Annotated in this window: 21 protein-coding genes and 1 other annotated feature; of the genes, 3 read left to right on the forward strand and 18 right to left on the reverse strand. The window is 45.5% G+C overall.

What is annotated here, in order from left to right; all coding sequences use genetic code 11:
• Positions 1–236 (reverse strand) — a binding site (T-box leader).
• 97 nt (positions 237–333) lie between these two features.
• The 10 genes from ACFVP7_RS18685 to ACFVP7_RS18730 all read right to left on the reverse strand — a co-directional run bounded on the left by ACFVP7_RS18685 (position 334) and on the right by ACFVP7_RS18730 (position 9003).
• On the reverse strand, positions 334–1368 hold the full coding sequence (locus ACFVP7_RS18685) for a glycoside hydrolase family 18 protein (protein WP_338730956.1): 1035 nt from the start codon (positions 1366–1368) through the stop codon (positions 334–336).
• Between the two features lie 107 nt (positions 1369–1475).
• Entirely contained in the window at positions 1476–2198 is a 723-nt protein-coding gene (gene lutC / locus ACFVP7_RS18690; RefSeq protein WP_338730958.1) for a lactate utilization protein LutC, read from the reverse strand.
• The gene (gene lutB, locus ACFVP7_RS18695) at positions 2198–3637 is read right to left on the reverse strand and encodes a lactate utilization iron-sulfur protein LutB (RefSeq protein ID WP_014480926.1); all 1440 of its coding nucleotides are present in this window, start codon (positions 3635–3637) and stop codon (positions 2198–2200) included. Before lutB ends, lutC begins: the two co-directional genes overlap by 1 nt.
• A 26-nt stretch (positions 3638–3663) precedes the next feature.
• Positions 3664–4380 (reverse strand): lactate utilization iron-sulfur protein LutA, encoded by a 717-nt coding sequence (lutA, locus tag ACFVP7_RS18700; RefSeq protein ID WP_014480927.1) that lies wholly within the window; start codon positions 4378–4380, stop codon positions 3664–3666.
• A 174-nt stretch (positions 4381–4554) separates the two neighbouring features.
• Positions 4555–5172 carry a DUF2812 domain-containing protein gene (locus ACFVP7_RS18705; protein WP_042975335.1) on the reverse strand — a complete coding sequence of 206 codons (618 nt, stop codon included), beginning with the start codon at positions 5170–5172 and terminating at the stop codon, positions 4555–4557.
• Positions 5169–5498: a PadR family transcriptional regulator gene (locus ACFVP7_RS18710; protein ID WP_041333190.1), complete on the reverse strand. Its 330-nt coding sequence runs from the start codon at positions 5496–5498 to the stop codon at positions 5169–5171. The genes ACFVP7_RS18705 and ACFVP7_RS18710 overlap by 4 nt, the downstream gene beginning before the upstream one ends.
• Before the next feature lie 123 nt (positions 5499–5621).
• Positions 5622–6224: a two-component system response regulator YvfU gene (gene yvfU, locus ACFVP7_RS18715; RefSeq protein WP_015251201.1), complete on the reverse strand. Its 603-nt coding sequence runs from the start codon at positions 6222–6224 to the stop codon at positions 5622–5624.
• 16 nt (positions 6225–6240) lie between these two features.
• On the reverse strand, positions 6241–7356 hold the full coding sequence (yvfT, locus tag ACFVP7_RS18720) for a two-component system sensor histidine kinase YvfT (RefSeq protein WP_338730969.1): 1116 nt from the start codon (positions 7354–7356) through the stop codon (positions 6241–6243).
• A 3-nt stretch (positions 7357–7359) separates the two neighbouring features.
• On the reverse strand, positions 7360–8097 hold the full coding sequence (locus ACFVP7_RS18725) for an ABC transporter permease (protein WP_338730970.1): 738 nt from the start codon (positions 8095–8097) through the stop codon (positions 7360–7362).
• The gene (locus ACFVP7_RS18730; protein WP_338730972.1) at positions 8098–9003 is read right to left on the reverse strand and encodes an ABC transporter ATP-binding protein; all 906 of its coding nucleotides are present in this window, start codon (positions 9001–9003) and stop codon (positions 8098–8100) included.
• 285 nt (positions 9004–9288) lie between these two features.
• Here ACFVP7_RS18730 and rsbQ point away from each other — a divergent pair, with 285 nt between their 5' ends.
• Together rsbQ and rsbP are read left to right on the forward strand one after the other, a co-directional pair.
• On the forward strand, positions 9289–10098 hold the full coding sequence (gene rsbQ / locus ACFVP7_RS18735) for a sigma factor SigB/phosphatase RsbP regulator RsbQ (RefSeq protein WP_161986359.1): 810 nt from the start codon (positions 9289–9291) through the stop codon (positions 10096–10098).
• Between the two features lie 35 nt (positions 10099–10133).
• The gene (rsbP, locus tag ACFVP7_RS18740) at positions 10134–11345 is read left to right on the forward strand and encodes a phosphoserine phosphatase RsbP (RefSeq protein WP_161986358.1); all 1212 of its coding nucleotides are present in this window, start codon (positions 10134–10136) and stop codon (positions 11343–11345) included.
• A gap of 53 nt (positions 11346–11398) precedes the next feature.
• On the opposite strand, the gene ganB is transcribed toward rsbP, so the two are convergent.
• The 7 genes from ganB to lutR all read right to left on the reverse strand — a co-directional run bounded on the left by ganB (position 11399) and on the right by lutR (position 20302).
• Complete coding sequence (gene ganB / locus ACFVP7_RS18745) at positions 11399–12688, reverse strand: arabinogalactan endo-beta-1,4-galactanase (protein ID WP_163136673.1); 1290 nt, start codon at positions 12686–12688, stop codon at positions 11399–11401.
• A gap of 79 nt (positions 12689–12767) precedes the next feature.
• A complete protein-coding gene (gene ganA / locus ACFVP7_RS18750) occupies positions 12768–14831 on the reverse strand; it encodes a beta-galactosidase GanA (protein WP_338730978.1) in 2064 nt (687 codons plus the stop codon).
• Between the two features lie 18 nt (positions 14832–14849).
• Positions 14850–15701 (reverse strand): arabinogalactan oligomer ABC transporter permease GanQ, encoded by an 852-nt coding sequence (gene ganQ, locus ACFVP7_RS18755; protein WP_014478026.1) that lies wholly within the window; start codon positions 15699–15701, stop codon positions 14850–14852.
• A gap of 3 nt (positions 15702–15704) precedes the next feature.
• The gene (gene ganP, locus ACFVP7_RS18760) at positions 15705–16961 is read right to left on the reverse strand and encodes an arabinogalactan oligomer ABC transporter permease GanP (RefSeq protein WP_014480936.1); all 1257 of its coding nucleotides are present in this window, start codon (positions 16959–16961) and stop codon (positions 15705–15707) included.
• 39 nt (positions 16962–17000) lie between these two features.
• Positions 17001–18266 carry an arabinogalactan oligomer ABC transporter substrate-binding protein GanS gene (gene ganS / locus ACFVP7_RS18765; RefSeq protein WP_041850515.1) on the reverse strand — a complete coding sequence of 422 codons (1266 nt, stop codon included), beginning with the start codon at positions 18264–18266 and terminating at the stop codon, positions 17001–17003.
• 135 nt (positions 18267–18401) lie between these two features.
• Positions 18402–19400, reverse strand: coding sequence for a galactan degradation operon transcriptional regulator GanR (gene ganR, locus ACFVP7_RS18770; RefSeq protein ID WP_021480639.1), 999 nt, complete (start codon positions 19398–19400; stop codon positions 18402–18404).
• Between the two features lie 179 nt (positions 19401–19579).
• Positions 19580–20302: an L-lactate utilization/bacilysin biosynthesis transcriptional regulator LutR gene (gene lutR, locus ACFVP7_RS18775; protein WP_021480640.1), complete on the reverse strand. Its 723-nt coding sequence runs from the start codon at positions 20300–20302 to the stop codon at positions 19580–19582.
• A 227-nt stretch (positions 20303–20529) separates the two neighbouring features.
• Here lutR and lutP point away from each other — a divergent pair, with 227 nt between their 5' ends.
• A complete protein-coding gene (lutP, locus tag ACFVP7_RS18780) occupies positions 20530–22221 on the forward strand; it encodes an L-lactate permease LutP (protein ID WP_021480641.1) in 1692 nt (563 codons plus the stop codon).
• A 26-nt stretch (positions 22222–22247) separates the two neighbouring features.
• Here the strand turns inward: lutP and rpoN are convergent, their stop codons facing one another.
• Positions 22248–23558 (reverse strand): RNA polymerase factor sigma-54, encoded by a 1311-nt coding sequence (rpoN, locus tag ACFVP7_RS18785; protein WP_338730987.1) that lies wholly within the window; start codon positions 23556–23558, stop codon positions 22248–22250.
• Positions 23559–23583: the final 25 nt, after the last annotated feature.

Consider the following 23583-nt stretch of genomic DNA (forward strand, 5'->3'; position numbering starts at 1 on the left):
TAAAGAGACGACGAGCCTTCGGCTGACCGCGGTACCACTCTTGTTGATTCTTCATGAAGAATCCTGCTTTTGACCTGTAACGAAGGTTAGCCGTTAAAACATAGGGAATATTCAATCTATTCCGTTCCGTCTTACCACTCCCGGGCGAGTTCAAAGAAGAATCAGGCTGCGTCGCACCACCCCGCAGCTCTCTGTTCTGACCACTTTCTTTTACTGCTCCCAATCTATGTGTTTTAGTTTTCTGAAAAACTCAAATTTTATGATCTGAATATATTAACATAATATACGTGCTTCTCTTTTAACTGTCAATAACTTCAGAGAAAAAAGAAACTGTTATTTTGTCCCTTTTCGAATGGCTTTCCAAAAGGATTCTGACTCGTTTCCTAATGCGTAAACTGAAACACCTGCTATTTTATATTGCTTTGCCAGATGGCTTTTCGTTTGAACGGTTTTTTCGTTTTCATACCACACGACATGTTTATGCTTCTTTTTGTCAACATAAGAAAACGTCATCGAGCCTGATTTTTTGTTGAATGCCGGCTTTGCTTTTTGTTTTTTGATGAGGGATTTGAGCTCATTCCATTCCCTTATAGCGCTTCCGCTTCCGTCTTTTACATCCCAGTCATAGCCGTACGCAGGGATTCCCATGATGACTTTATTGGCTTTGATCTTTTTGACTGAAAACTGCAGAGAGCTTTTGATCCAGTTTGTGCTTGCCACTGACCCTGGCTCACCCCAAATGCCATGTTCGTCGTAGGTCATGACTTGTACGAAGTCGGCATATTTGCCGATTTTCGCATAATCATACGGCCAGCTCCAGTCATCATTTTTATCATCGGCGCTTTTGGCCGGAACGGATACCATTGTTTTAATATGTTTCTTGTTCAAAGCCTGTGAGACATATTGAATGAAGTTCGAGTACGCAGCGCGGTCTTCTGGATTTACTGCTTCAAAATCGATATTAATTCCGTAATATGAGTGCTTTTTGGCCAGTGTTATTAACTGATCTGTGAATCGTTTTTTCGCTGTTTTATTACTCATGACTCGACTCGCTAAATCTCCGTCAAAATCATAAATGGCATCATTATAGTTTGAAATGACAGCCCATGTCTTGATTTTTTTCTTTTTCGCATATGTCAGCTGCTTAGTTGGGGCATCGCCAATCACATGTCCGTTTTTTTCAAACGCAAATGTATCGGTTGCGATGGCATTCATGTATGTATGATATTTTGTAAGAGAATTGTATGAAGCCGTATCCCCAGTCGTGTAGCCTAGTGTCATTCCGGCTGCCTTCGCTTCTCCTTTTGTATACATAAACAGAACAATCGCAATCGCCAGTGAAACCGCTATGATCAGCCATTTTTTCATCGCATTTCCTCCTGTATCAAGTCATACTCTTCTCATCGGCCAAAAAATTGGAAGTTGAAGTTTTTTCAAGCAAAAAGCCCGGCATATGCCTGCCGGGCTTCCTGAGTTCAGCGGTCAGAGACGAGAATATATGCTGCCTTTACAGGTCCGTGCACTCCCACAACTAAATCCATTTCAATGTCTGCTGAGTTGCTCGGTCCGGTAATGTAGTTGATACATGAAGGAACAGTGACACCGTCCGCAATGTTTTGGCGGATGATATCACTGGCTTGTGTCATTCTCGGTACAATGCTTGATTTCGGCACGATCGCAATATAAGTCGTCGGCAGAAGGCTGACAGATCGGCCGATGTCTTTTGAGGAGAAGAGGACAACCGTCCCCGACTCAGCCAATGTCATTTCGCTGAATGTAATCCCTACATTGGCTTGCTCCGCTTTTTTGATATTGTCCTCGCCTTTGTCAGCATCCCACTCCCAGACCGGCGTTCCTTCTCTCGGCCAGTCCTTGGTGAGCAGGCTTTTCAGTCCGTATTCTTCAAAGCGGGGGTCCTTCGGAATGATGACAGGGCCTCCGGAAAAGCGGCTGACTTGCTCGCGCAGGGCATCATAAAGGCCGGTTGAATCCGTTTCAATCAGCTCTGTATGGATTTTGACACAATGGTTTTTGAGCACTGTGACTAAGTCATCCGCTGAATATCCTTCAAGTGTTTTATATTGCGGCTGATGCGCCCATTCAGGGACTGCCACGCCTCCTGTTCTTCTTTCACGGCCCAGGCTGGATGCGATTCGATTTAAAAAGCTCTCTTGATTCTGAATGGTTCCCTTCGTCATCACTGCTCCTCCTTCGTGCGTTCACTTGTTTCTCTGTCCGCAAACCAGTCTCTGAATCTCGATTTATGCGGTGCCGGGAAGTCGCGGATCTGGGTCCAATTTTTAAGCGGGCCGGGCCCTTTCGAAATTTTTTCGTCCTCTGTAAAAGGCGTCATGGCGGCCGGCGCCCATTTTGAGCCCATTTTGTAAAGCGATAAGGAGGATGCGCCAAGTCCGAATGCTTTCATTGCAAGCTTTTCACTGATCGGCGCTCTGCCTTCTTTTTCGACGATATTCTGACGATGCTTGAGTAGCAGCTCATGAAGCGGGATTTTGACCGGGCAGGCTTCTGAACAAGCAGCGCACAGTGAAGACGCGTACGGCAGCTCCTTATAATCGTCATAACCGCCGAGCAACGGCGATAAAACCGCTCCGATCGGCCCCGAGTAGATTGAGCCGTATGAATGTCCGCCGACATGGCGGTACACAGGACAGACATTGATACAGGCGGCACAGCGGATACATTGCAGCACAGACTGGAATTCCGTTCCAAGGATATTGGATCGTCCATTATCAACGATGACAAGATGGAATTCTTCCGGACCGTCCACCTCACCTTCCAGCTTCGGACCCGTCAAAGCTGTAATATAACTTGTCAGCCGCTGTCCGACAGCACTTCTTGTCAGCATGCTGACAAGCACTTCAAATTCAGAAAATGACGGGACAATCCGCTCCATTCCCATGACGGTAATTTGTGTTTTCGGCAAGGTGCTCACAAGCCGTCCATTTCCTTCATTGGTCACAAGGCTGACGGAACCCGTGTCAGCGATGGCGAAGTTACAGCCGGTAATGCCGATATCCGCTTCCAGAAACTTTTTCCGGAGAATGGCGCGCGCATGCATCACCAGCTCTTCCGGTTTTTCTGTATGTTGATAGTCCAGCCTTTCTTTAAACACATCGCGTATCTGCTCTTTATTTTTATGAAGGGCGGGCGCTACGATATGTGACGGCGGATCGTGATCATCAATCTGCAAAATATACTCGCCGAGATCGGTTTCTACGACTTCACAGCCTTCCTTCTCCAGCACCTCATTCAGATTGATTTCCTCTGTGACCATTGATTTAGATTTCACAATTTTCTTCCCGTTCTTCTTTTGAATGACATCACGAATATAGGAAGACGCCTCTTCCGCTGTTTCCGCGAAATAGACATGTCCGCCTCTTTTCGCCACATTTTCGGCAAGCTGTCCGAGATAGAAATCAAGGTTTTCAAGGACATGCTGCCTGATTTCCTCTGATAATGAGCGCCACTCCTCCCAGTTTCCCAGTTCTTCTGCTGCCTCTAGGCGCCGCGTCCGCAGACGCTCCTGCGCACCCGAAACAGCGCCTCTCATAAATTCATTATCAATCCCCTGTGATACCCGCTCTTTAAAAGCGTCAGTACCGATTTTCATCGCCATGATCCTTTCCCCCTCTGAATCCAGTTTTATCTGCTGTTGAGCACTTCGGCGATGTGCATCACTTTGACATTCTTATCTTTTCGGTCAAGCCGTCCCCCGATATTCATCAAACAGCCGCAGTCAGCACCGATCAGCACCTCTGCTCCCGTTTCCTCCACACATTCGACTTTTTCATCGACCATCTGCTCAGAAATCTGCGCCATCTTGACGGAGAACGTTCCTCCGAATCCGCAGCAGTTATGTTTGCCCGGAAGCTCTGTAAACTGCAGGCCCTTCACATGGCTCAACAGCTTCATCGGCTCCTCCCGAACACCCAGCAGCCTTGTCATATGGCACGACGTATGTAAGGTCGCTTTTGTATGAAGGGTCGCGCCGACATCCTCTACTCCAAGGACGTTCACAATAAAATCTGTCAGTTCATACGTTTTATCCGCCAGCTTTTGCGCTTTATCGGCCCATTTCGGATCATCCTGAAACAGGTGCGGATACTCCCGGAACATCGTTGTGCAGGAACCGGAAGGACTGACAACATATTCGGAATCCTGAAACGTTTCGATCATCCGTTTCATTGCTTTTTTGGCGTCATGTACATAGCCGCTGTTGTAAGCCGGCTGCCCGCAGCAAATCTGCCCTTCCGGAAAATCAACCTCGCACCCAAGCCGCTCCAGCAGCTCAACCGTTGCTTTTCCGACATTTGTTTGAAACATATCAACAAGACAAGTGACAAAAAGTGAGACTTTCATGATGAACCCCTCTCTCATCCCCAATATATGATCAGGTCATCTGATGACCTGAGTTAAAATAACTATATGAATATCGTACACTATTCTGACAATGGAAGGGAAGGGTTTTCTAAACATCTCGGCAATAAAAAACGCCTGTTCCACTGGACAGACGTTCATAGCACTACACACTTTTTAATGACCATACAGGCACTTTCTGTATCTTTTAAATGTTTTTACAAATGAATAAAAGAAGCTAAGAGCGCTAAGGAGAACAATCCAGCCCGCTCCCCCTCTCATCAGTGCAAAAGGTGTTTCAAACAAAAAGGCTCTGATAAAAGCTGCTCCCGTCTTATCCCACAGGCCCGGCGTATAATACAAACTCTGGGGACGGATAAATAAATCAGTAGTCAAACCATTGGTAGTAAAGAGGATCAGGATGAAGGATAAGAATATAAAAGAAAGTGCAAAGTACGATTGCAATAGGCGTTTATATCTTCCCGCTCTGGATTCTGTATCCGAAAAAATATCGTCTGATGCACTGGCTTTCTCTTTTCTAAAATAATGCAGGCCTTGCGAACTGAAAAGATGCTTCCATCCGCTGTCTTCAAAGAGAGTTCGATAATCAGCAAAATCTCCCGGATGTTTAAAGGTGCGATAGTCTATTTTGACGGTAGAATTGTCAGATGATGTTTCATCTGAAAAACAATAGGATAAAAAAACTTTCCCTTTTAATTCGCACCCCTTATCTGCCATCTTATTCAGCCATTGTTCCTCACTGTCTATGTCCATAAAATATCTGTATTTATTCATATGGTCTCCCCCTTTTTATTTACTTCCTGCCTCGTTATGTCAACCAGCCGCTCCATTCTCTCCATATCCTTCCACAACACATTTCTTCCGAGTTCAGTGATGATATATGTTTTTCTGCGGCGATCTTCACTTGGATAAGGCTCTATCAATTGATGCTTCAATAAGTTTTCGATTGCGCCATAAAGAGTTCCAGGCGCCATTTTAACTCTTCCGCCGCTAAGATCTTCAATATTTTTCATAATGATGTAGCCGTGAGCAGGATGTAACAAAGATAAAAGAACATAATAAACAGTCTCAGTCAGCGGCAAATGCTTATTTTCATTCATATAACAGCCTCCAATATTCAGTATAACTGTATAATCCCATCATATACAGTTATACTGAATATTACAACCATAAATGACCAGCTAAACAAAAAAAAACCCTGGCTATAAATAACCAGGTTTCCATTAAATCCAGCCCTTTTCCTCAGCGATGCTGGCGGCTTCTGTCCGATTTTTCGCATTAAGCTTTTGGATGATTTCTGAGATATAGTTTCGAACTGTGCCTTGAGATAAATAGAGCTCCAGCGTAATGTCTTTTGTTGTCTTGCCTAAAGCCGCAAGCCTCAGAATTTCTTGCTCTCTAACGGTTAGCGGATTTTCGTCTCGCATCATATTAAACGTCAGCTCAGGGCTGAAGACACGTTTTCCCTTTACACATTTTCGAATGGCATCGGCCAGATCGTCAATTTCGCCGTCTTTCAGCAGATAGCCATGTGCACCGGCCTTTACGGCGCGTTCAAAATATCCGGGGCGAGCAAAGGTGGTTAAAATAATGACCTTGCTGACGCAGCCTTTTTTCATTAATTCCTCTGCCACATCCAGCCCGCTTCGAACCGGCATTTCAATGTCCATGATGCATACATCCGGCTCCAGCTTCAAAATAGCATGTAGCGCCTCTTCCCCGTTTAATGCTTGTCCGATGACTGTCATATCCTCTTCTAAATCAAGCAAAGATCCCAAAGCGCCTAAAAGCATTCGCTGGTCCTCAGCAATAAACAGACGAATCATTCTTTTCGTCCTCCAATCATTCTGCTTTTTTAATAAGCGGAATCGTCAGTGCCACAACCGTTCCGTTATGATCTGAAACCGTTAATCCCCCTTCAATGAGTATGAGCCGTTCTTCCATTCCCCGCAGGCCATTCCCAAACATTTTCTCCTTCGGCGCTCCCTTTCCGTCATCCCGTATCACGATCCTCATTTTGTCAGCAAACTGAGAAATGGTGATGGCACAGTGGGTTGCTTTGCTGTGCTTGATAATGTTAGTCACGGCTTCCCGCATACACATACTGATAATATTTTGAGTGACGGGAGATATCACTGAAAAGTCGTCGGCTCCTTCGTATTGAAAGGTAATGTTCCCCGCTCTTAATATGTGCTGAATGTTTACGAGCTCCTCTGTTATCGTGACCGTCCTCATATCAGAAACCAGCTCTCGAACTTGCTTGAGTGCGGAGCGTGAGCTGGTTTCCATTTCTTTTGCCTCAAGCTTGGTCCGTTCTGGATCAGATGCAGCCAGCCGCTGAATGAGCTGGCTTTTTAATGTAAGCAGCGACAGGGTGTGGCCAAGAGTATCGTGAAGATCACGGGCGATTCGAACACGCTCCTCTCTTTTAGAGAGTTCTTTTATCTGTTCGTTGGCTTGTGCAAGCTTATTTTCAAGCTCAATTCTCCGAAACATAGAACGAATGCCGAATGGAGAAATGAGCATAATGACGAGAAACGGGAGAACAGAAAAAAGCTCCCGGAGCGAGACCGAATTCGCGATAAATTGGTATAGGCATGGAAAAAGCAGTATAAAGATTAAAGCGCAGAACGCACGGTTAAAATTCGTTTTCTCTTTGTAATAACCAACAAAGTTTGCCGGAAAAAAACCTAAGTATATATAGGTGATATTGTAAAACACACTATACATCAAAATAACCGCCATTTGCACGATAAGCCAATATGTAAACGAAGCTTTGCCCACGCTGCAGAATAACTGGCGATATGCCGCTACAAAAAGGAGCAGCATACCATATCCGATCCCCTGTTTGACCCCTGATTCTTTCAATAAAGAGAGGAACGGCATAATCGTATACACCAGAAAGATATAAGGGAAAAACCCGAATTCCTTCGGGAAAATAGATATTGCCTTTTTCATGTATTACACCGCTTCTTGTTTTCTTCTTATATATTTAGATAGTAGCATGAAGAGCATCATATAAGCGATTAATATCAGAATATTTTTCCAAGTCGGACTCCCACCCCGGACAAGTTCCCACGCTCCGCTCCCGAAATGATAAGACGGAAGCCACTGGCCAATGCTCTGCATCATGTCAGGCATGACCTCAAACGGTATCCACATCCCTCCGCCTAAAGCCAGCAGCATATAAAGCACATTACTGATTCCGGCCGCTGTTTCTACTTTTCTCATGAGGCCGATTAGTGTGCCTAATGCTAAAAAAGGCAATGCGCCAAACAAAATCCACAGTCCGCTCATCATCCATTCAAACGGTGACAAGGCAATATCATTGATGATTGCGCCGAACAGAAATATGACGGTAATCGATAAAACGTGAATGACACTTTGGCCGATCATCTGAGCTGATAAATAGATATGATCCTGAAGAGGCGTAAGGCGGATAAAGGCGGCCCAGCCTTGTGACCGTTCTTGTACCATTCGGATGCCAAGCGTCATGATAGAGGAACCCATCACGCTGAAGACTGTCATCGACACCAGGTAATGGGCTTCCCATGCACGTTGATCAGGGACGTTGGTATTCACTACATTTGTAAAGAAATAATAAAAGGCAATCGGCATGATCAGAGACCAAAGCACAAAATACTTGTTCCTAAGCACCCTTTTCATTTCAGCGATGCTTTGCTTTTGCAGCATGTTCACTCACATCGCCTCCCTGTTGCCGTCAGCCAGCTGGCGAAATGCCTCATCGAGCGTCGCTTGCTCAATTTGAATATCCCGGGCTGGGATGTTTTCTTGAAAGATCAGCGCCAACACTTTGTCTGTATTTGATGTCTGGATGATGGTTCTCTCATGCTCGTGGATCACTCTCTCGACTTCCGGATGACAAGACAGCCTTTCCAATGATTCACTTGAATGAAGCGTAAAGGAAACAGACTGTTTTTGAATTCTTGAGCGGATTTGCATTGGTGAGTCGTCTGCAACAAGCTGTCCTTCAGAAAAAATTAGGATTCGCTGTGCGGCATCGTCTGCTTCCTGTAAATAATGAGTTGAAAAAATAATCGTTTTTCCTTGGTCCGACAGTCCGTGAATGGTCTGCCAGAATCGGTGTCTTGATGAAGTGTCCATGCCGACTGTCGGTTCATCAAGTATAAGCAGCTCCGGGTTCCCGGCAAGAGCCAAAGCAAAGCTCAAACGGCGTTTTTGTCCGCCGGATAATTTTTCTGCTCTTGTTTTCAAATCTTCTTTGGTGAGTGCTGTTAACGAAACGAGTTCTTTCATGGACAATGGATTCGGATAATAGCTCCGGAAGAGTTCAAGGATTTCATCCACCTTAAGGCCCGGCATGACACTTACTTCCTGAAGCATTACACCTATTTTTTCACGAACCTGTTGATCATCGGGAACCCGGTTAAATAGTTTGATTTCTCCCTCACTCGGTTTCAGCAATCCTAATATCATAGAGATGACGGTCGTCTTCCCTGCCCCATTTGGCCCGAGAATGGCTGCAATTTCTCCTTTTTCAATCCTGAAGCTGATGTGGTTTACAGCGGTTTTTCGCTGGAAATGTTTTGTCACGTTGCTTACTGTTACTGCTTCTTTCATCACATGAGCACCTCCTGATCGTTTACATTGATTGTAAAATGAGGGAGAAGACGATGTTAGTATGGGGTGTCATGATGATAAAGTGACAAATGTCATTTTCTTTCTCACCGCCGGTGTCTAGGCAATCCTCCTCCTGCATCTTCCAATTCATCCATCTTTTCTATCTCCCATGTCCTCTTTCTTTTAAACTGCTGTGACATTCATAGAAAGATACACTCTTCAAACCATCCGAGTGTTATGATAGAAATATTGAACTTTATATTACTTTCCGGCTGAAAGGAGCCAATCATGAACGAAGCGATTTTGTCTAGAAATCATGTGAAGGTGAAAGGCAGCGGCAAAGCATCTATCATGTTCGCACCTGGTTTTGGATGCGATCAAAGTGTGTGGAATGCCGTGGCACCTGCCTTTGAAGAAGATCATCGGGTGATTTTATTTGATTACGTCGGTTCGGGACATTCAGATTTGCGCGCATATGACCTGAATCGTTACCAGACACTTGACGGCTATGCCCAGGATGTTCTTGATGTTTGTGAAGCTTTAGATCTGAAGGAAACCGTGTTTGTGGGTCACTCCGTCGGGGCCTTGATTGGGATGCTTGCATCCATCCGCCGCCCGGAGCTTTTTTCCCATCTGGTGATGGTGGGGCCTTCTCCTTGCTATTTGAATGATCCGCCTGAGTATTACGGAGGATTTGAAGAGGAGCAGCTCCTTGGCTTGCTGGAGATGATGGAGAAAAATTATATCGGCTGGGCAACTGTATTTGCGGCAACCGTGCTGAATCAGCCAGATCGGCCTGAAATTAAGGAAGAGCTTGAAAGCCGTTTTTGTTCTACTGATCCTGTCATTGCCCGCCAATTCGCGAAAGCGGCGTTTTTTTCTGATCACCGAGAGGATCTTTCGAAGGTAACGGTTCCCTCTCTTATTCTCCAATGTGCAGATGATATCATCGCACCTGCAACAGTAGGTAAGTATATGCATCAGCATCTGCCCTATAGCAGTCTGAAACAAATGGAGGCTCGCGGACATTGCCCTCATATGAGCCATCCAGATGAGACGATACAGCTGATCGGCGATTATTTAAAAGCATACGTGTGATATAGGAACGAAAGGGATAGAGGTGACCCTCTTAGATGGACAAACAATTGAATGATGCACCATGCGGTTTCCTCGCTTTGTCAGAAGAGGGGTCGATCATAGCTGCCAACCGTACCCTTATCAAGATTCTGGATTATGAACCGGAGCAGGTTATCGGCCAGCACATGAATATGATGTTGACCATTCCCGCACAGCTTTTCTGCCAGCTTTATTTTTTTCCGCTTTTGAAATTGGAGCATCACATCGAAGAAATATACATTTCCCTGAAAGCAAGAGATGGAGAAGAAATTCCCGTCCTTATCAATGCTATTGCGAGACACGGTAGCGGGGCTTCTGTCTTTGATTGTGTTCTGATTCCAATGCGAAAACGAAATGAATATGAAAATGAGCTGCTGATAGCCAGAAATGAGGCTCAGGAAGCTTTGCTTGCCAAACAGAAAGCCAATGCGGAGTTAGAAATTGCCTTGGAAACGCTGAAAGCAAAACAAGAAGAACTTCTTGAGATCAATAAACAAAATCAACAATTTAAATTAAACACCAAAAGAGAGCTTGAACTCGCCAGAAAGATCCAGAAAAACTCGTTGACTGAACCGATTGTAAACGATCAGGTTCAGATTGACTCTTATTACAACGCATCGAGTGAATTGTCAGGTGATCTTTACGGATATTATCAAATCGATGAACACCGTTACGGCATTATTATCCTTGATGTGATGGGGCACGGAATTTCATCTGCATTGATTACGATGTCTCTTCATCCTTTGTTCCAGCGCCAGATCACGCAAGGTCTCAGCCCCGTTAAAGTTATGAAGGAATTGGACCGGCACCTTCACAGCTTGTTTCAAAATGATGAGGAAGCAAGACATTATTGCACTGCTATTTATCTCGAGATTGATATAGCACGGCAAAGAATTGATTATGTCAACGCAGGGCATCCGCCGGCACTTTGGCAGGACGATAGCGGAACTCAACATCTGCTTCACGCGACTTCACCTCCGATCGGGATGTTTGAAGACTTAGAGTTTCAGTCAAGCAGCCTTTCATACACGGAGGATGGAAGATTGCTTCTGTATACGGATGGCGTGATGGATCCTACGGCTTCATGTTATTTATTTGATTTACTAAAGGATCATCCTGATTCGCCAATCGCTGACCTGAAGGAGAAAATCCTTACATCACTGCAGCATCAAAAGGAAGCTCATCATAAGAGTGATGACGAATGTTTTATATTAGTTGATGTAAAATAAAATGATCCATGAGACATAACAATGATTTGTTACATCTCATGGATTTTTTTGTTTCAGCGTTTCTTTGGAATATGTCCTGACTCCGCATATTGAAACACCTGCAAGGAAGGCAGCGGGTGTCCATTAAAATCAAATAAAGCTTGATTATCTACAGCACTTCCCCCATACCACTTCCCGGCGTCTTCAGGGTCGTATTCAGCAGCATAGCTGGACGCCCACCCTGACCCGTATGTTTCCCATAACACTTTGTTTTTCTCTATCTGTGTCTTCGGCCCGACTGGAATCCACGCCGGCTCCCAGTAGAAAACACCAAGTCCTGCTTTGCCCGTATTCGCCACTGCCTCCATTACATCTCTTACTGCAGTTGCCTGGCCTTGAACAGAAATTGGATATGGCAGCGTCTGCCCGCTTTTTGGTGCTGTATTTCCATGCCCATCGCCATCCTCAGCGGTATAGGTGTACGATGTCTCCGCCACCATGACTTTTTTGCCGTACGTATTGGCAACAGCCTTCAGCACGGAGGTCAAATTTTGTAATGTGCCATGCCAGAAAGGATAATAGGAGCTCGCAAACACATCATAATCCACTTTGTTTTTGCTGAGTGTTTCCGCAATAAATGAATACCTTCCAGCCGTTTCAGGATTGGTAAAATGCAGGGCGACCAAAATATTTGAATTTGTCTCCCTGACCGCTCGGCTTCCTTCATTAAATAATTGGCACATCTTCGTCCAATCAGTCTCACCGGCAAATCCTCCTGTTGTTTCATTTCCGACCTGAACCATGCCGATGTCAACGCCTTCCTTGATCATCTTTTGCAGGCTTTGTTTCGTATACTCATAGAGCTTTGCTTTTTTTGCTTCAAAGCTGAGATTCGCCCAGGCTTTGGGCACCTTTTGTTTCGCTGGATCGGCCCAGAAATCAGAGTAGTGAAAGTCGGCCAGCACCTTCATTCCGTTCGCTGTCGCTCTTTTTCCGATTTCGATGGCTTTTTGAACATCATTGTTTCCCCCGCCATACCCGTTGCCATTTGAATCATACGGGTGATTCCAGATGCGGACGCGAACATAGTTGACCCCAGCCTGTTTTAAAGTTGTAAAGATATCCTGGCGTTTTCCGCTTGTATTGTAAAAGGTGACACCGCTGTTTTCCAAAGCAATAACGCTGGATACATCTGCCCCTTTGATAAAGTCCTTGTTCATCCCCTCTACTTTTTTAACAAAAAGATCCTCTGTCCGAAGCTCTGACACGTGCTTCTCCTTCTCAATGGCAGCGGCATATCCTGTTGAACTACATGCACTCCACACGATGGCAGCCGCAAAGAACATTTTCACTTTGCTTTTCATGATTTCATCCCCCCAAGACTCAGTAAGCGTTTTCACTCTATAGAAAAAAGAATCCGCCCATATCGAGCGGAGCATCAGCCTAATGTGTGTTTACGACAATTCTCACTTCATACTTTTCCATCGTCAGGTCGCCTGACAATATGTCTCCTGTCATTATGTCCTTCACACTCTGATCAAACGTGACCAGCTGTTTTTCTTCCGTGAAATTCATGATAAAAATATAATCATTGTCCTGATCCTGCCTCGCTTGTACGGAGACGCCTTTTCCGTGCCGAACCGGAAAAACTGGAGAAAGAGACAGGTCTGTGATCAGACCCTCATAGAAATCACGCTGAAATTGATCCTCCAAACGCGCGCCGATAAAATACGCCTTGCCCTGCTGATACTCATGGCTTGTGACCGCTGGCGTGCGCGCATAAAAATCTTCTTGATACACCGCTTCTGTTGAAGCAGTCTTTACATCAATTACGGTTGCATAATCCTTCATTTCGTATGTTTTGCCGCGGTAGCTGACAGTGTTTCGATCCTTCGGATACAGAGTGTCAGTTTCAAGAGGCTCAATTCCGAAAATTGCTTGAAGATCCGGATGCCATCCGCCTGTGTATGTTAAGTCATGCTCATTCACAACCCCGCTGATATACGTCATGACTAAGGTGCCGCCGTCAGCCGTAAACGCTTTTAAACGGGAAATGGTGTCCTCGCTGATTAAATACAGCATCGGGACGATCAGCAGTTTATATGGTGAAAAGTCTTGTTCTTTCGTGATGACGTCGACAGGGATATCGTGTTCCCAGAATGTGCGGTAATGCTGCTGAAGCGTTTGCGGATAACGTTTTGTCGCCTTCGCAAACCCCTGAGCATCCTCGAGCGCCCAATGATTTTCCCAGTCATATAAAATCGCGGTTTGAGCCGGCCTCTTCGTTCCGACAACTTCGGACAGCCGTTCCAATGTCTCGCCTACCTTGGCCACTTCTTGAAAGACGCGGTTCTTCGGGCTATTGTCATGATCCACAACCGCTCCGTGTAATTTTTCTGATGACCCCCGTGATTTGCGGTATTGAAAATAGAGAACGCTGTCCGAGCCGTGGGCAATCATTTGCATGGATGACAGCAGATTCATGCCCGGGCGCTTTGCCTTGTTGACGTTATGCCAATTGACCGCGCTTGGCGTACACTCCATTAATAAGAAGGGCTGCTGCTTCAAGCTTCGGTACAGATCATTGATAAAGCCGACCTTCATCGCCAAATCAGCTGTGCTTTCCCAGTCATTGTGCCAGACAGGATAAGCGTCCCAGCTGATGACATCGACATGCTTTGCAAATTTGCTGTAGTCGAGGCCCTGATACGGGATCAAATCCGGTGTGTCAGCCATAAAATTCGTTGTGATAGGGATATCAGGCGTCAATTCTTTCAGCGGAATGATTTCATTTTTATAAAACGAAATCGTTTGATCGGTGACGAACCGGCGCCAATCTAAATTCAGGCCATGCAAGCCATTTTCACCGATCGGCGAAGGGCTTTCAATTTGTGACCAGTCATTGAACGTATGGCTCCAAAAAGGAGTCCACCACGCATGGTTCAATGCCTTGAGGCTGTTGTCATATTTCGATTTCAGCCACTCCCGGAAAGCATGCTGGCATAAATCACAGTGGCAATCTCCCCCGTATTCGTTTGAAATGTGCCACATTAACAGCGCCGGGTGATGTCCGTATCGTTCTGCTAATAAGCGGTTGATGTGCCGTGTTTTTTCTCGGTAGACTTTAGATGTGAGGCAGTGGTTGTGCCTTCCGCCGTGCAGCTGTTTGACGCGGGAAGCATTGACGCGCAAAACTTCCGGATAGGTTTGCGACAGCCAGGCCGTACGGGCTCCGCTCGGCGTTGCTAATATGACCCGGCCGCCTATACTGTGAATCCGCTCAAAAATATCATCCAGCCATTCAAATTGATATACGCCCTCCTCCGGCTCAAGTGCGCTCCATGCAAAAATGCCGACAGAAAACGTATTCGTATGAGAAAGCTTCATCAGTTTGATATCGTCAGCTAAAATATCGGGCCGATCCAGCCACTGATCGGGGTTGTAGTCTCCCCCATGGAGCATAAATTTCGCTTCTGTTACGTGCGTTTTTTCAAGCTTTGACATCACATTCTCCTCCTTGTTCTCTTAGCCCTTCGTTCCGCCTGCGGTTAATCCGGACACAAAATTCTTTTGCAGCATAATAAAGATGACGGCAACCGGTATGCTGATAAGCAGGGCTCCGGCCGCAAATGTCGTATAGCTGGCCCCCATGACATCATTCACTAAATTGAATAGACCGACGGGCAATGTATATGATTCAGGCGTTCTCAATATGGTTGAGGACAGCACAAAATCTCCGAGCGGACCGGTAAAGCCGTTCATGGCCACGACTGCCGCCATCGGTTTTGATAATGGCAGAATGATCTGGAAGAAGATTCTGGTGCTGCTGGCTCCGTCAATCTTGGCGCTTTCGTCTAAATCCATCGGAATGGAATCCATGTACCCTTTCATCAAATACGTATTCATCGGGATCAGGCCGCCGATATAAAGCAAGATTAGCAGCCAGTGGCTATTGATCATTCCCAAGATTTGCGCCAGCACAAACAAGGCAATTAAAGCTGAAAACTGAGGAATCATCTGCAGCAATAAAAAGAGCGTTAAAGCGTATTTCCTGCCTTTGAAGCGAAAGCGCGAAAACGCATAGGCTGTAAACGTCACACAGAGCAAAGACCCTGCCATTGTAAACAGGCTGATCTTCATAGAGTTGACATACCACTGCACATATTGAAGGCTTTCCTTGCCCGCAAATAATTCCTTGTAATGATCGAATGTCGGATGCTTCGGAATGATGGATGTACTGATTAAGCTGTTGCCAGGGTTAAAGCTTGCGCCTGCCGTCCAAAGGAGAGGATAAACAATGATGACCGCCATAAAGGCTAGCAACAAGTAAGAGAAAAGGAGACGGATATATTTCCTGACTTTCATATCTGCCAGCATACCTTATGCCCCCTCTTTAAAAGACTTTGTCTGTCTGAATTGCCACAATGCGATGGAGATAACAAATACAGATAATAAAATGGTTAAAGCCGCAGCAAGAGAATATTGACTTGACTGCATTGTCAATTTATAAATCCATGAAACGAGGATATCTGTCCCGCCGGCTGTTGATCCGGTTACAGCCGGACCTCCGCCATTGAATAGATAGATAATATTAAAGTTATTAAAATTAAACGTAAACTGGGTAATGATAATCGGAGCCATTGCAATGAACACCATCGGAAGCGTGATGTATCTCAGCTTTGAAAAGACAGAAGCGCCATCAATCGTAGCTGCTTCATACAGATCGTCCGGGATGGATTGCAATACGCCTGTTGAGACGAGAAAGATGTACGGAAATCCGAGCCAGCCCTGCATGAGAATCAATGCAAGCCTCGACCAATTGGCATCTGTCATCCACGGAAGCGGATCTATCCCAAAGAAAGCCAAGATGTCGTGATTCATCGCACCGAAGCTATCATTAAACAGTCCCGCAAAAATTAAAATCGTCACAAAACCGGGAACGGCCCATGGCAAAATCAGAATCGTCCGAAAAAAACGTTTAAACCGAAGGTCTTTCTGGTTAACAATGATCGCGAGAAAAATCCCCAAGGTGACTTGCAGTGTGGATGCAGCAAGTGTCCAAACCACCGTCCAAGCCAGTACATCAAAAAAAGTCGACCTCCAAATATCAACTGTGAAAATATTTGCGAACGTTTGAAAACCGACCCAATCAATTAATTTTGCAGGAGGAGAATGATACAAATCATAGTTTGTAAACGCTAATGCAAAGCTGAATAAGATAGGAAAGATCACGGCGAAAATTAAAATAAACAAAGATGGGCCGCTGACGACATAAGGATAGCCCTCAGAAATGATATGCTGGTATTGTTCCTTTAAGGAACTTAATGGCTTATTTTCATCACGCTGTTTTCCGCTTTGGAACGCATCGCGAAGATTTACATAATACACCGCAAGGCCAAAGCAGGTCACGATGACAGCAATAATCCCTTCCGCCAGCAGAAAAACGGAATTATCCCGCGGCACTTCTGTTCCCAGTGTAAAGATTCCCCAAAACCCCATATTGAGCAGATCTCCAAAGACCGCAAAAAACGATGCGCCTAAGAAAAGAAAGACAATACCTTTTATCCATTGCTTGTTATAAAATTGCCCGAGTCCCGGAATGATAGAAAGCAACAAAGCGACTTGACGATGCTGCACCGTTTTCACCTCTCTTACAATACAAATCTAGCTTTCTCTTTATTTTCCGCTGTGCTTTGCCTTAATTTGTCCTTTGGCCGTTTCAGCTGCTTGATCCAATGCTTGTTTCGGATCTGCCTTCCCTGTTGCAACCGTCTGTAATGCTGAATCAGCCGGCGTCCATATTTCATTCATTTCCGGAATATTTGGTGTTGGCTCTGAGAAACGGGATTGTTCAGTAACAGCCCGTGCCGCCTCGCTTTTCATAATAGCCGGGTCATTGGCTAGGGATTTCACAGCAGGAACTTCTTTCGTTTCTTCATATCGTGTTTTAGAATTTTTTTCATTTGCCAGGAAAACGGCTAATTCTTGCGCCAGCTCTTCATTCTTTGAAAATGCACTAACGTTGTAGCTTTTGACGCCGATAAAGGAGCTCATGTTTTTCCCATTTTCCAGCTTCGGCAGTTTCGTAATGCCATAATTGATTCCTGCTTTCGAAAAAGCTTCTACATTCCATGGCCCAGAGATAATTGCGGCGGCTTTTCCTTCTGTGAACAGCGATTCCAATACGTTAATCCCTTGTTCTCCAATAATGCCAGCCGGGAACAGGCCATCTTTGTAAAACTTCTGAATCAGCGCCGCACCTTTGACAGCTCCTTCATTATTAATTCCAATGTCTGACGGGTTATAGCTCCCATCTTTGGCCTTTCCAAAAATGTATCCGCCATATCCGCTCATCACACTTTCTGCATAATAAATTTGATCGAATAGGGCTAAAAAGCCAAATTTGCTGCCATTAGCAGTCTTTTTGGAATAGTCGTACCACTCTTCCAGCGTTTTGGGCAATTCCTTTTCGGAGATGAGATCTTTGTTGTAAAAAAGGACAGTCGTTTCGACCGCTTTTGGCAGTCCATAAAGCTTTTGATCTACCATTTGAGACTGAATGGAAGCGTCAGTATAAAGTGATTGAACGTCTTTTTTGACATGTAATTCCTTGAGTAATCCTTCCGTGACAGCGGTTCCGATTTGGTCCCCTGGCATTGTTAACACGTCAGGGCCTGTGCCGGCCGGTCCGTCCATTCGCAAATCTTCAATCTGCTTGGCATACGGTTTTTCAACGACTTTGACCTTCACATCATGCTCTTTTTCAAACGCAGCAACGGCGTCTTTAATGCCGATGCTCTTTTCTTTATCCTCCCATACAACAAGCTCTGACCCTTTTGAACTCGATTTGGCGCTGCTGCTTTCCTTTGGGCCGCAAGCCGCCAAGGATAAACTGACAGCTGCGCAGAGCATGAATAAGGAACACTTTTTTGCCATTTTCATTGATTGTCACCCTTTCGGTAGGAATGAAAGCGCTTTAAAGATAATATAGCACGCCTGAGAAAATGTGTAAACAAACTTTTTACCTTATAGAGTAAATTTTTTTACCTAAATAAAAAAATGACTTAGTGTCCTAAGTCATCCTTCATTCATACTCTTCCTGACGATTAATTCTGCGCCCACATATAATGTTTTTACCGTTCTTCTCTTGTCCTGCACTTGTTCAAGCAGTAATTGAACAGCATTTTTACATAATTCATGTATATCAATATGAAACGTCGTCAGAGGAGGCGAGACATACTTCGCGAAGCTGATGTTGTTGATACTCACAATGCTTACCCTGTTTGGTATGGCAATTCCTTTTTCGTTCAGGGCTTGCAGGCAGCCCACTGCAATCGGGTCCGCTGCAATCATAAAAGCAGTCGGAAGCTGATCGCCTAATGTGTCGATCGCTGCTGACATCAGGCGGTAGCCGTTTTCTACAGAGAATCCGCGATGACAAAAAATATAGCGCTCGTCCAGCATGGCTTTTTCCCTCATATAGGATCTGAAGGTTTGTTCACGGATGTCCATTTCATCCTGATTGGTATTCGGATTTTTGTATGTGCCGCCGATAAAACCGATGCTCTTATGCCCCTTCTCAGTCAGGATGTTTACCGTCTTCTTTGTCATTTGTGCCAAATCGGGCCTTACCGAGTCAAAATGATCGGGATCAGGAGTTGAATCGATGAACACGCCGTTTTCAGTGAGATTTCTGAGGAAAGCCAGCTCTTCATCTGAAAATGTGCCAACGGCAATAAACCCTTCCGTATGTTCAGGAATGCTCTCGATTCCATCCGCTATTTTATAAGTGGTCATATCGACATTGAATGCTTTCGCCAGTTTCTCTACTTCTAATCTCATCGTTTTAAAATAGACATCTTCTAATTCTTCTTTATCTGTCAGCCAATATAAAAACGCAATATGTTTCACCAGCGGCCTTACTGTTTTTTTGCGGTAATTGAGCTTTTCCGCCGCTTCATAGATTTTCTCCCGTGTCTCATCAGGAACAGAAAGGCTTTCATCGTTATTTAAAACGCGGGAAACGGTTGAGATTGAAAATCCCGCTTCCTGCGCGATATCTTTAATTGTCGCCATTGTATCTGCCTCCATTATTCAGCTCGGATTGTTTTAGTAAAATATTTTACTTTATTTTTCACAAATGTCAAGTGCACAAAGCCCTCTGGCTTCCATGTAAAAAGACTGAACCATTTGCGGCTCAGTCTCAGTTGTTCGTATCATTCGGAACCGGCGGAATTGCCCGGGAAATGAGTTGGTTATTGCACATTTTCCTCGAAATATCCCGAAAGCACATCTTCCACATTCGTCAAATGCGCCAGCATGGCGGCTTCCGCCTGTACACCGTTCCCTGCAGCCACAGCATTGTAAATCCGTTCGTGCTCCTCATACAGCCGCTGAACGGAGGTCTTCTTGGAAAACAGCCAGATTTTCCTCGTTTCCCTCATTGTTTCCAGCAGCAATGATGACACGTGATTCATCAAGTGTTTAAGAAGTTCATTTTGAGAAGCGTCCGCAAGCGCAAGATGAAATGCGAAGTCTGCTTTCTCTCCCAGCTCCCCGTCCGCTTCAATGCTGCCCATTTCCTTTAGTGCATCCTGAATTCTTTCGAGATCTGCTTCTGTCCTTTTTTCAGCCGCTAGTGAAGCCACTCCGATTTCAAGCAGTTTTCTGACCTCGAGCAGCTGCTTGACGTCCTCTTTTTTCATCAGAAGGGCGGCTGAGAGCGGCTGAGAAATTTGATTGAGCTCAAATTCCTTCAGATACGTGCCTTCTCCCTGTTTCATTTCGACAAGCCCCATCGCTTTTAGCGCAGAAAGTGCTTCGCGAACCGCTGAACGGCTGACTTGAAAGCTCTCAGCAAGCGCCTGAACAGAGTCCAGTTTATCCCCCGGCTTCAATTCGCCGTTTTTGATCATATCTAATAGGGCATCTGCTACTTCTTCATATATTTTTTTTGTTTTAATCTGTTTGTATTTCAATGCAATTCACCCCGTAACTTGTAGGTCTGTCTGTTTACGATCTATTATACTCTGTTTTGTGGGCCGCCAAAAGATTTTGACTATTTTGTCAAAAAGTCTTGTACTTTGATTTTTTTCAAAATATAATGCTAGGTAACTGGTCTTATTACCCAGTCATCAGATGATCATATCATCTATAGAAACCGCTTACATATGGCGCCAGTTTATGTTTCAAGGAGGGGTTTGGGATGCAATGGACACAGGCATATACGCCTATAGGGGGAAATTTGCTATTATCAGCGCTTGCCGCACTTGTACCGATTATTTTCTTTTTTTGGGCACTCGCGATTAAACGGATGAAGGGGTATACAGCAGGCTTGGCCACATTGGGGATCGCCCTTATCATTGCTGTATTGGTTTATCGGATGCCGGCGGAAAAAGCGCTGATGTCCGCGACACAAGGAGCCGTATACGGATTGTTGCCGATCGGCTGGATCATTGTGACGTCTGTTTTTTTGTATAAAATCACTGTGAAAACGGGACAGTTTGATATCATTCGCAGCTCTGTTCTCTCAATTACTGATGACCGACGGCTTCAAGCTCTCTTGATCGCTTTTTCATTCGGGGCTTTTTTAGAAGGGGCAGCAGGCTTCGGAGCGCCGGTCGCCATTTCTGCCGCGCTGCTGGTCGGTCTCGGCTTTAATCCTCTTTATGCTGCGGGGATCTGTTTGATCGCCAATACGGCACCCGTTGCCTTTGGGGCGATTGGGATTCCAATTACAGCCGTAGAAGGGCCGACAGGGATTCCGGCGATGGAGATTTCGCAAATGGTCGGGCGGCAGCTGCCGTTTTTATCAGTATTTATCCCTCTTTATTTAATCATTATCATGAGCGGTTTCAGGAAAGCCTTGGAGGTCTGGCCGGCGATTCTCGTATCTGGTGTTTCCTTTGCCGTTGTTCAATATCTCAGTTCCAATTTTTTAGGGCCTGAGCTGCCCGATGTTTTGTCAGCTCTTGTTTCAATGGCTGCACTTGCTGTGTTTTTAAAATGGTGGAAGCCGAAAACAACATTCCGGTTTGCCGGTGAACAAGAGTCGGCCGCCTCAATTGAAACGGCGCGCACAAATCCGGCGGCGCCTGCGTACAGCGGCGGACAGATTTTTAAGGCTTGGTCGCCATTTCTGCTGCTGACGGCGATGATTTCCGTATGGGGCATTCCATCTGTCAAATCTGCACTGACCGGGCATTATGAAGGCTCTGCGGTGTTCTTAAAGTGGCTGAATGCTGTTGGAGAAAAACTGACTTTTGCCCCCGGTGTGCCTTTTTTGAACAATCAGATTGTCAATGCTGACGGTACGCCGATTGAGGCGGTTTACAAGCTTGAGGTGCTTGGTTCGGCCGGCACCGCGATATTGATTGCCGCAGTGCTGTCAAAGTTCATCACGGCGATTTCGTGGAAAGACTGGGGAGCCGTTTTTAAAGAAACAGTCCAGGAATTGAAGCTTCCGATTTTGACCATCGCTTCTGTCGTTGGTTTTGCCTATGTCACCAACTCCTCGGGAATGAGCACGACACTCGGGATGACACTCGCGCTGACAGGTTCGATGTTTACCTTCTTTTCGCCCGTTCTCGGCTGGCTCGGCGTCTTCATTACCGGCTCGGATACTTCCGCCAACCTGCTGTTCGGCAACCTGCAGAAAGTCACCGCATTATCAGTCGGCATGGACCCCGTTCTGTCTGTGGCCGCCAATTCTTCAGGCGGTGTCACAGGAAAAATGATTTCACCGCAGTCGATAGCGGTGGCGTGCGCCGCCGTAGGACTCGCCGGAAAGGAGTCAGATCTTTTCCGCTTTACCATTAAACACAGTCTGTTTTTGCTGCTGCTCGTTTGTATCATCACCTTTTTGCAGCATCACGTATTCAGCTGGATGATTCCTTAAAAAAATCCTCCCGTCTAGGGAGGATTTTATTTATATCGCTTTCTCGCTGCCGATGACGGAATATTCATTTGATCGCGATATTTTGCCACGGTGCGTCTTGAGATTTGGATGCCGTGTTGTTCATACAGCAAATCGACAAGCTTTTGATCTGAAAGCGGTTTTGTTTTGTCCTCTTGATTGATCAGGTCTTCCAGATGCATTTTGACTGCATAATTCGACGCATCTCCCTCTCCTGAAGCCTCGGCTTTTGCTGAGAAAAAGAGTTTCATCTCAAACAGCCCGTAAGGCGTTTGTATTGTTTTCCCTTTAATGGCCCGGCTCACAGTTGATTCATGAAGGCTTAGACAGTCCGCCACCTCTCTGAGAGTCAGCGGCTTCATTGCGCTTCGCCCTTTCAGAAAGAAATCCTTTTGGCGTGTGATCAGTTCATTGATAATTCTCGTGATTGTCTGTTTTCGCTGCCGCAGCGCGCGGCTCAGCCAGCGCCACTCCTGATATTTCGCAGATAAATAGGAGACAGTATCCTGACAAGAGCCGGATGATAAAAGCGTTCTGTACTGCGGATGCAAATCGATCTCGGGAAACGAGCGGGTATTCAGTTCCGCTGCGATGTGCCCGTTTTTTACGGTGATAAAAATGTCAGGCTCAATATACACATCTTGCTCTGGCCGGGCAAACAGAAGGCCAGGTCTAGGATGAAGAGCCGCGATATCATCTGAGATATCTTGAATGGTATGAAGCGGAATTCCTGTCTCTACTGAAAGCGCTTTCCATTTTTTTTGCGCAAAAGCATCAAAATGAGCTGAAACCAGCATTTCTGCTTGTTCATTTCTGTTCGGCAGCCGCTGTAATTGAAGAAGGATGCATTCCTGCAAAGATCTCGCACCGATTCCAGCCGGTTCTAATGACTGGAGTTTTGCCAAAACAGCCTCCGTTTCCTTAGCCGATACAGATAGGTGCCGTGCTGCCTCCTCCACATCTTCTTCCAAGTACCCGTTTGAATCAAGCGAATGAATCAGATAATTAAAAATCTTTTTTTCAGTGTTTGTCAGATTCATATCGAGTGACTGCTGTTTTAACGCATCCTGCAATGTTTTTTGCGGATTACTTAATTGAAGGCCCGCTTCCTGTGCATTCATCCTGTTTTTGTTTGTTTTATGGTAAGATAGTGGCGGTGTGTCTGTTTCCTTTCGTTCAATAAGAGGGTTTTCCAGTGAGAGCTCATCAATGTACTCGGCGAGTTCTGCCGAATGATAGCCAAGCAGTGTGATGGCCTGCCTGAGCTCCTGTGTCAGTTGAGGCTTTAATACTTGTACTTGCTGAAGTTTCATATCCATCATGCTCACTCCCCTTTCTTCATTG

The sequence above is a fragment of the Bacillus sp. SG20033 genome, assembly GCF_044570195.1.
Taxonomy (GTDB): Bacteria; Bacillota; Bacilli; order Bacillales; family Bacillaceae; genus Bacillus; species Bacillus subtilis.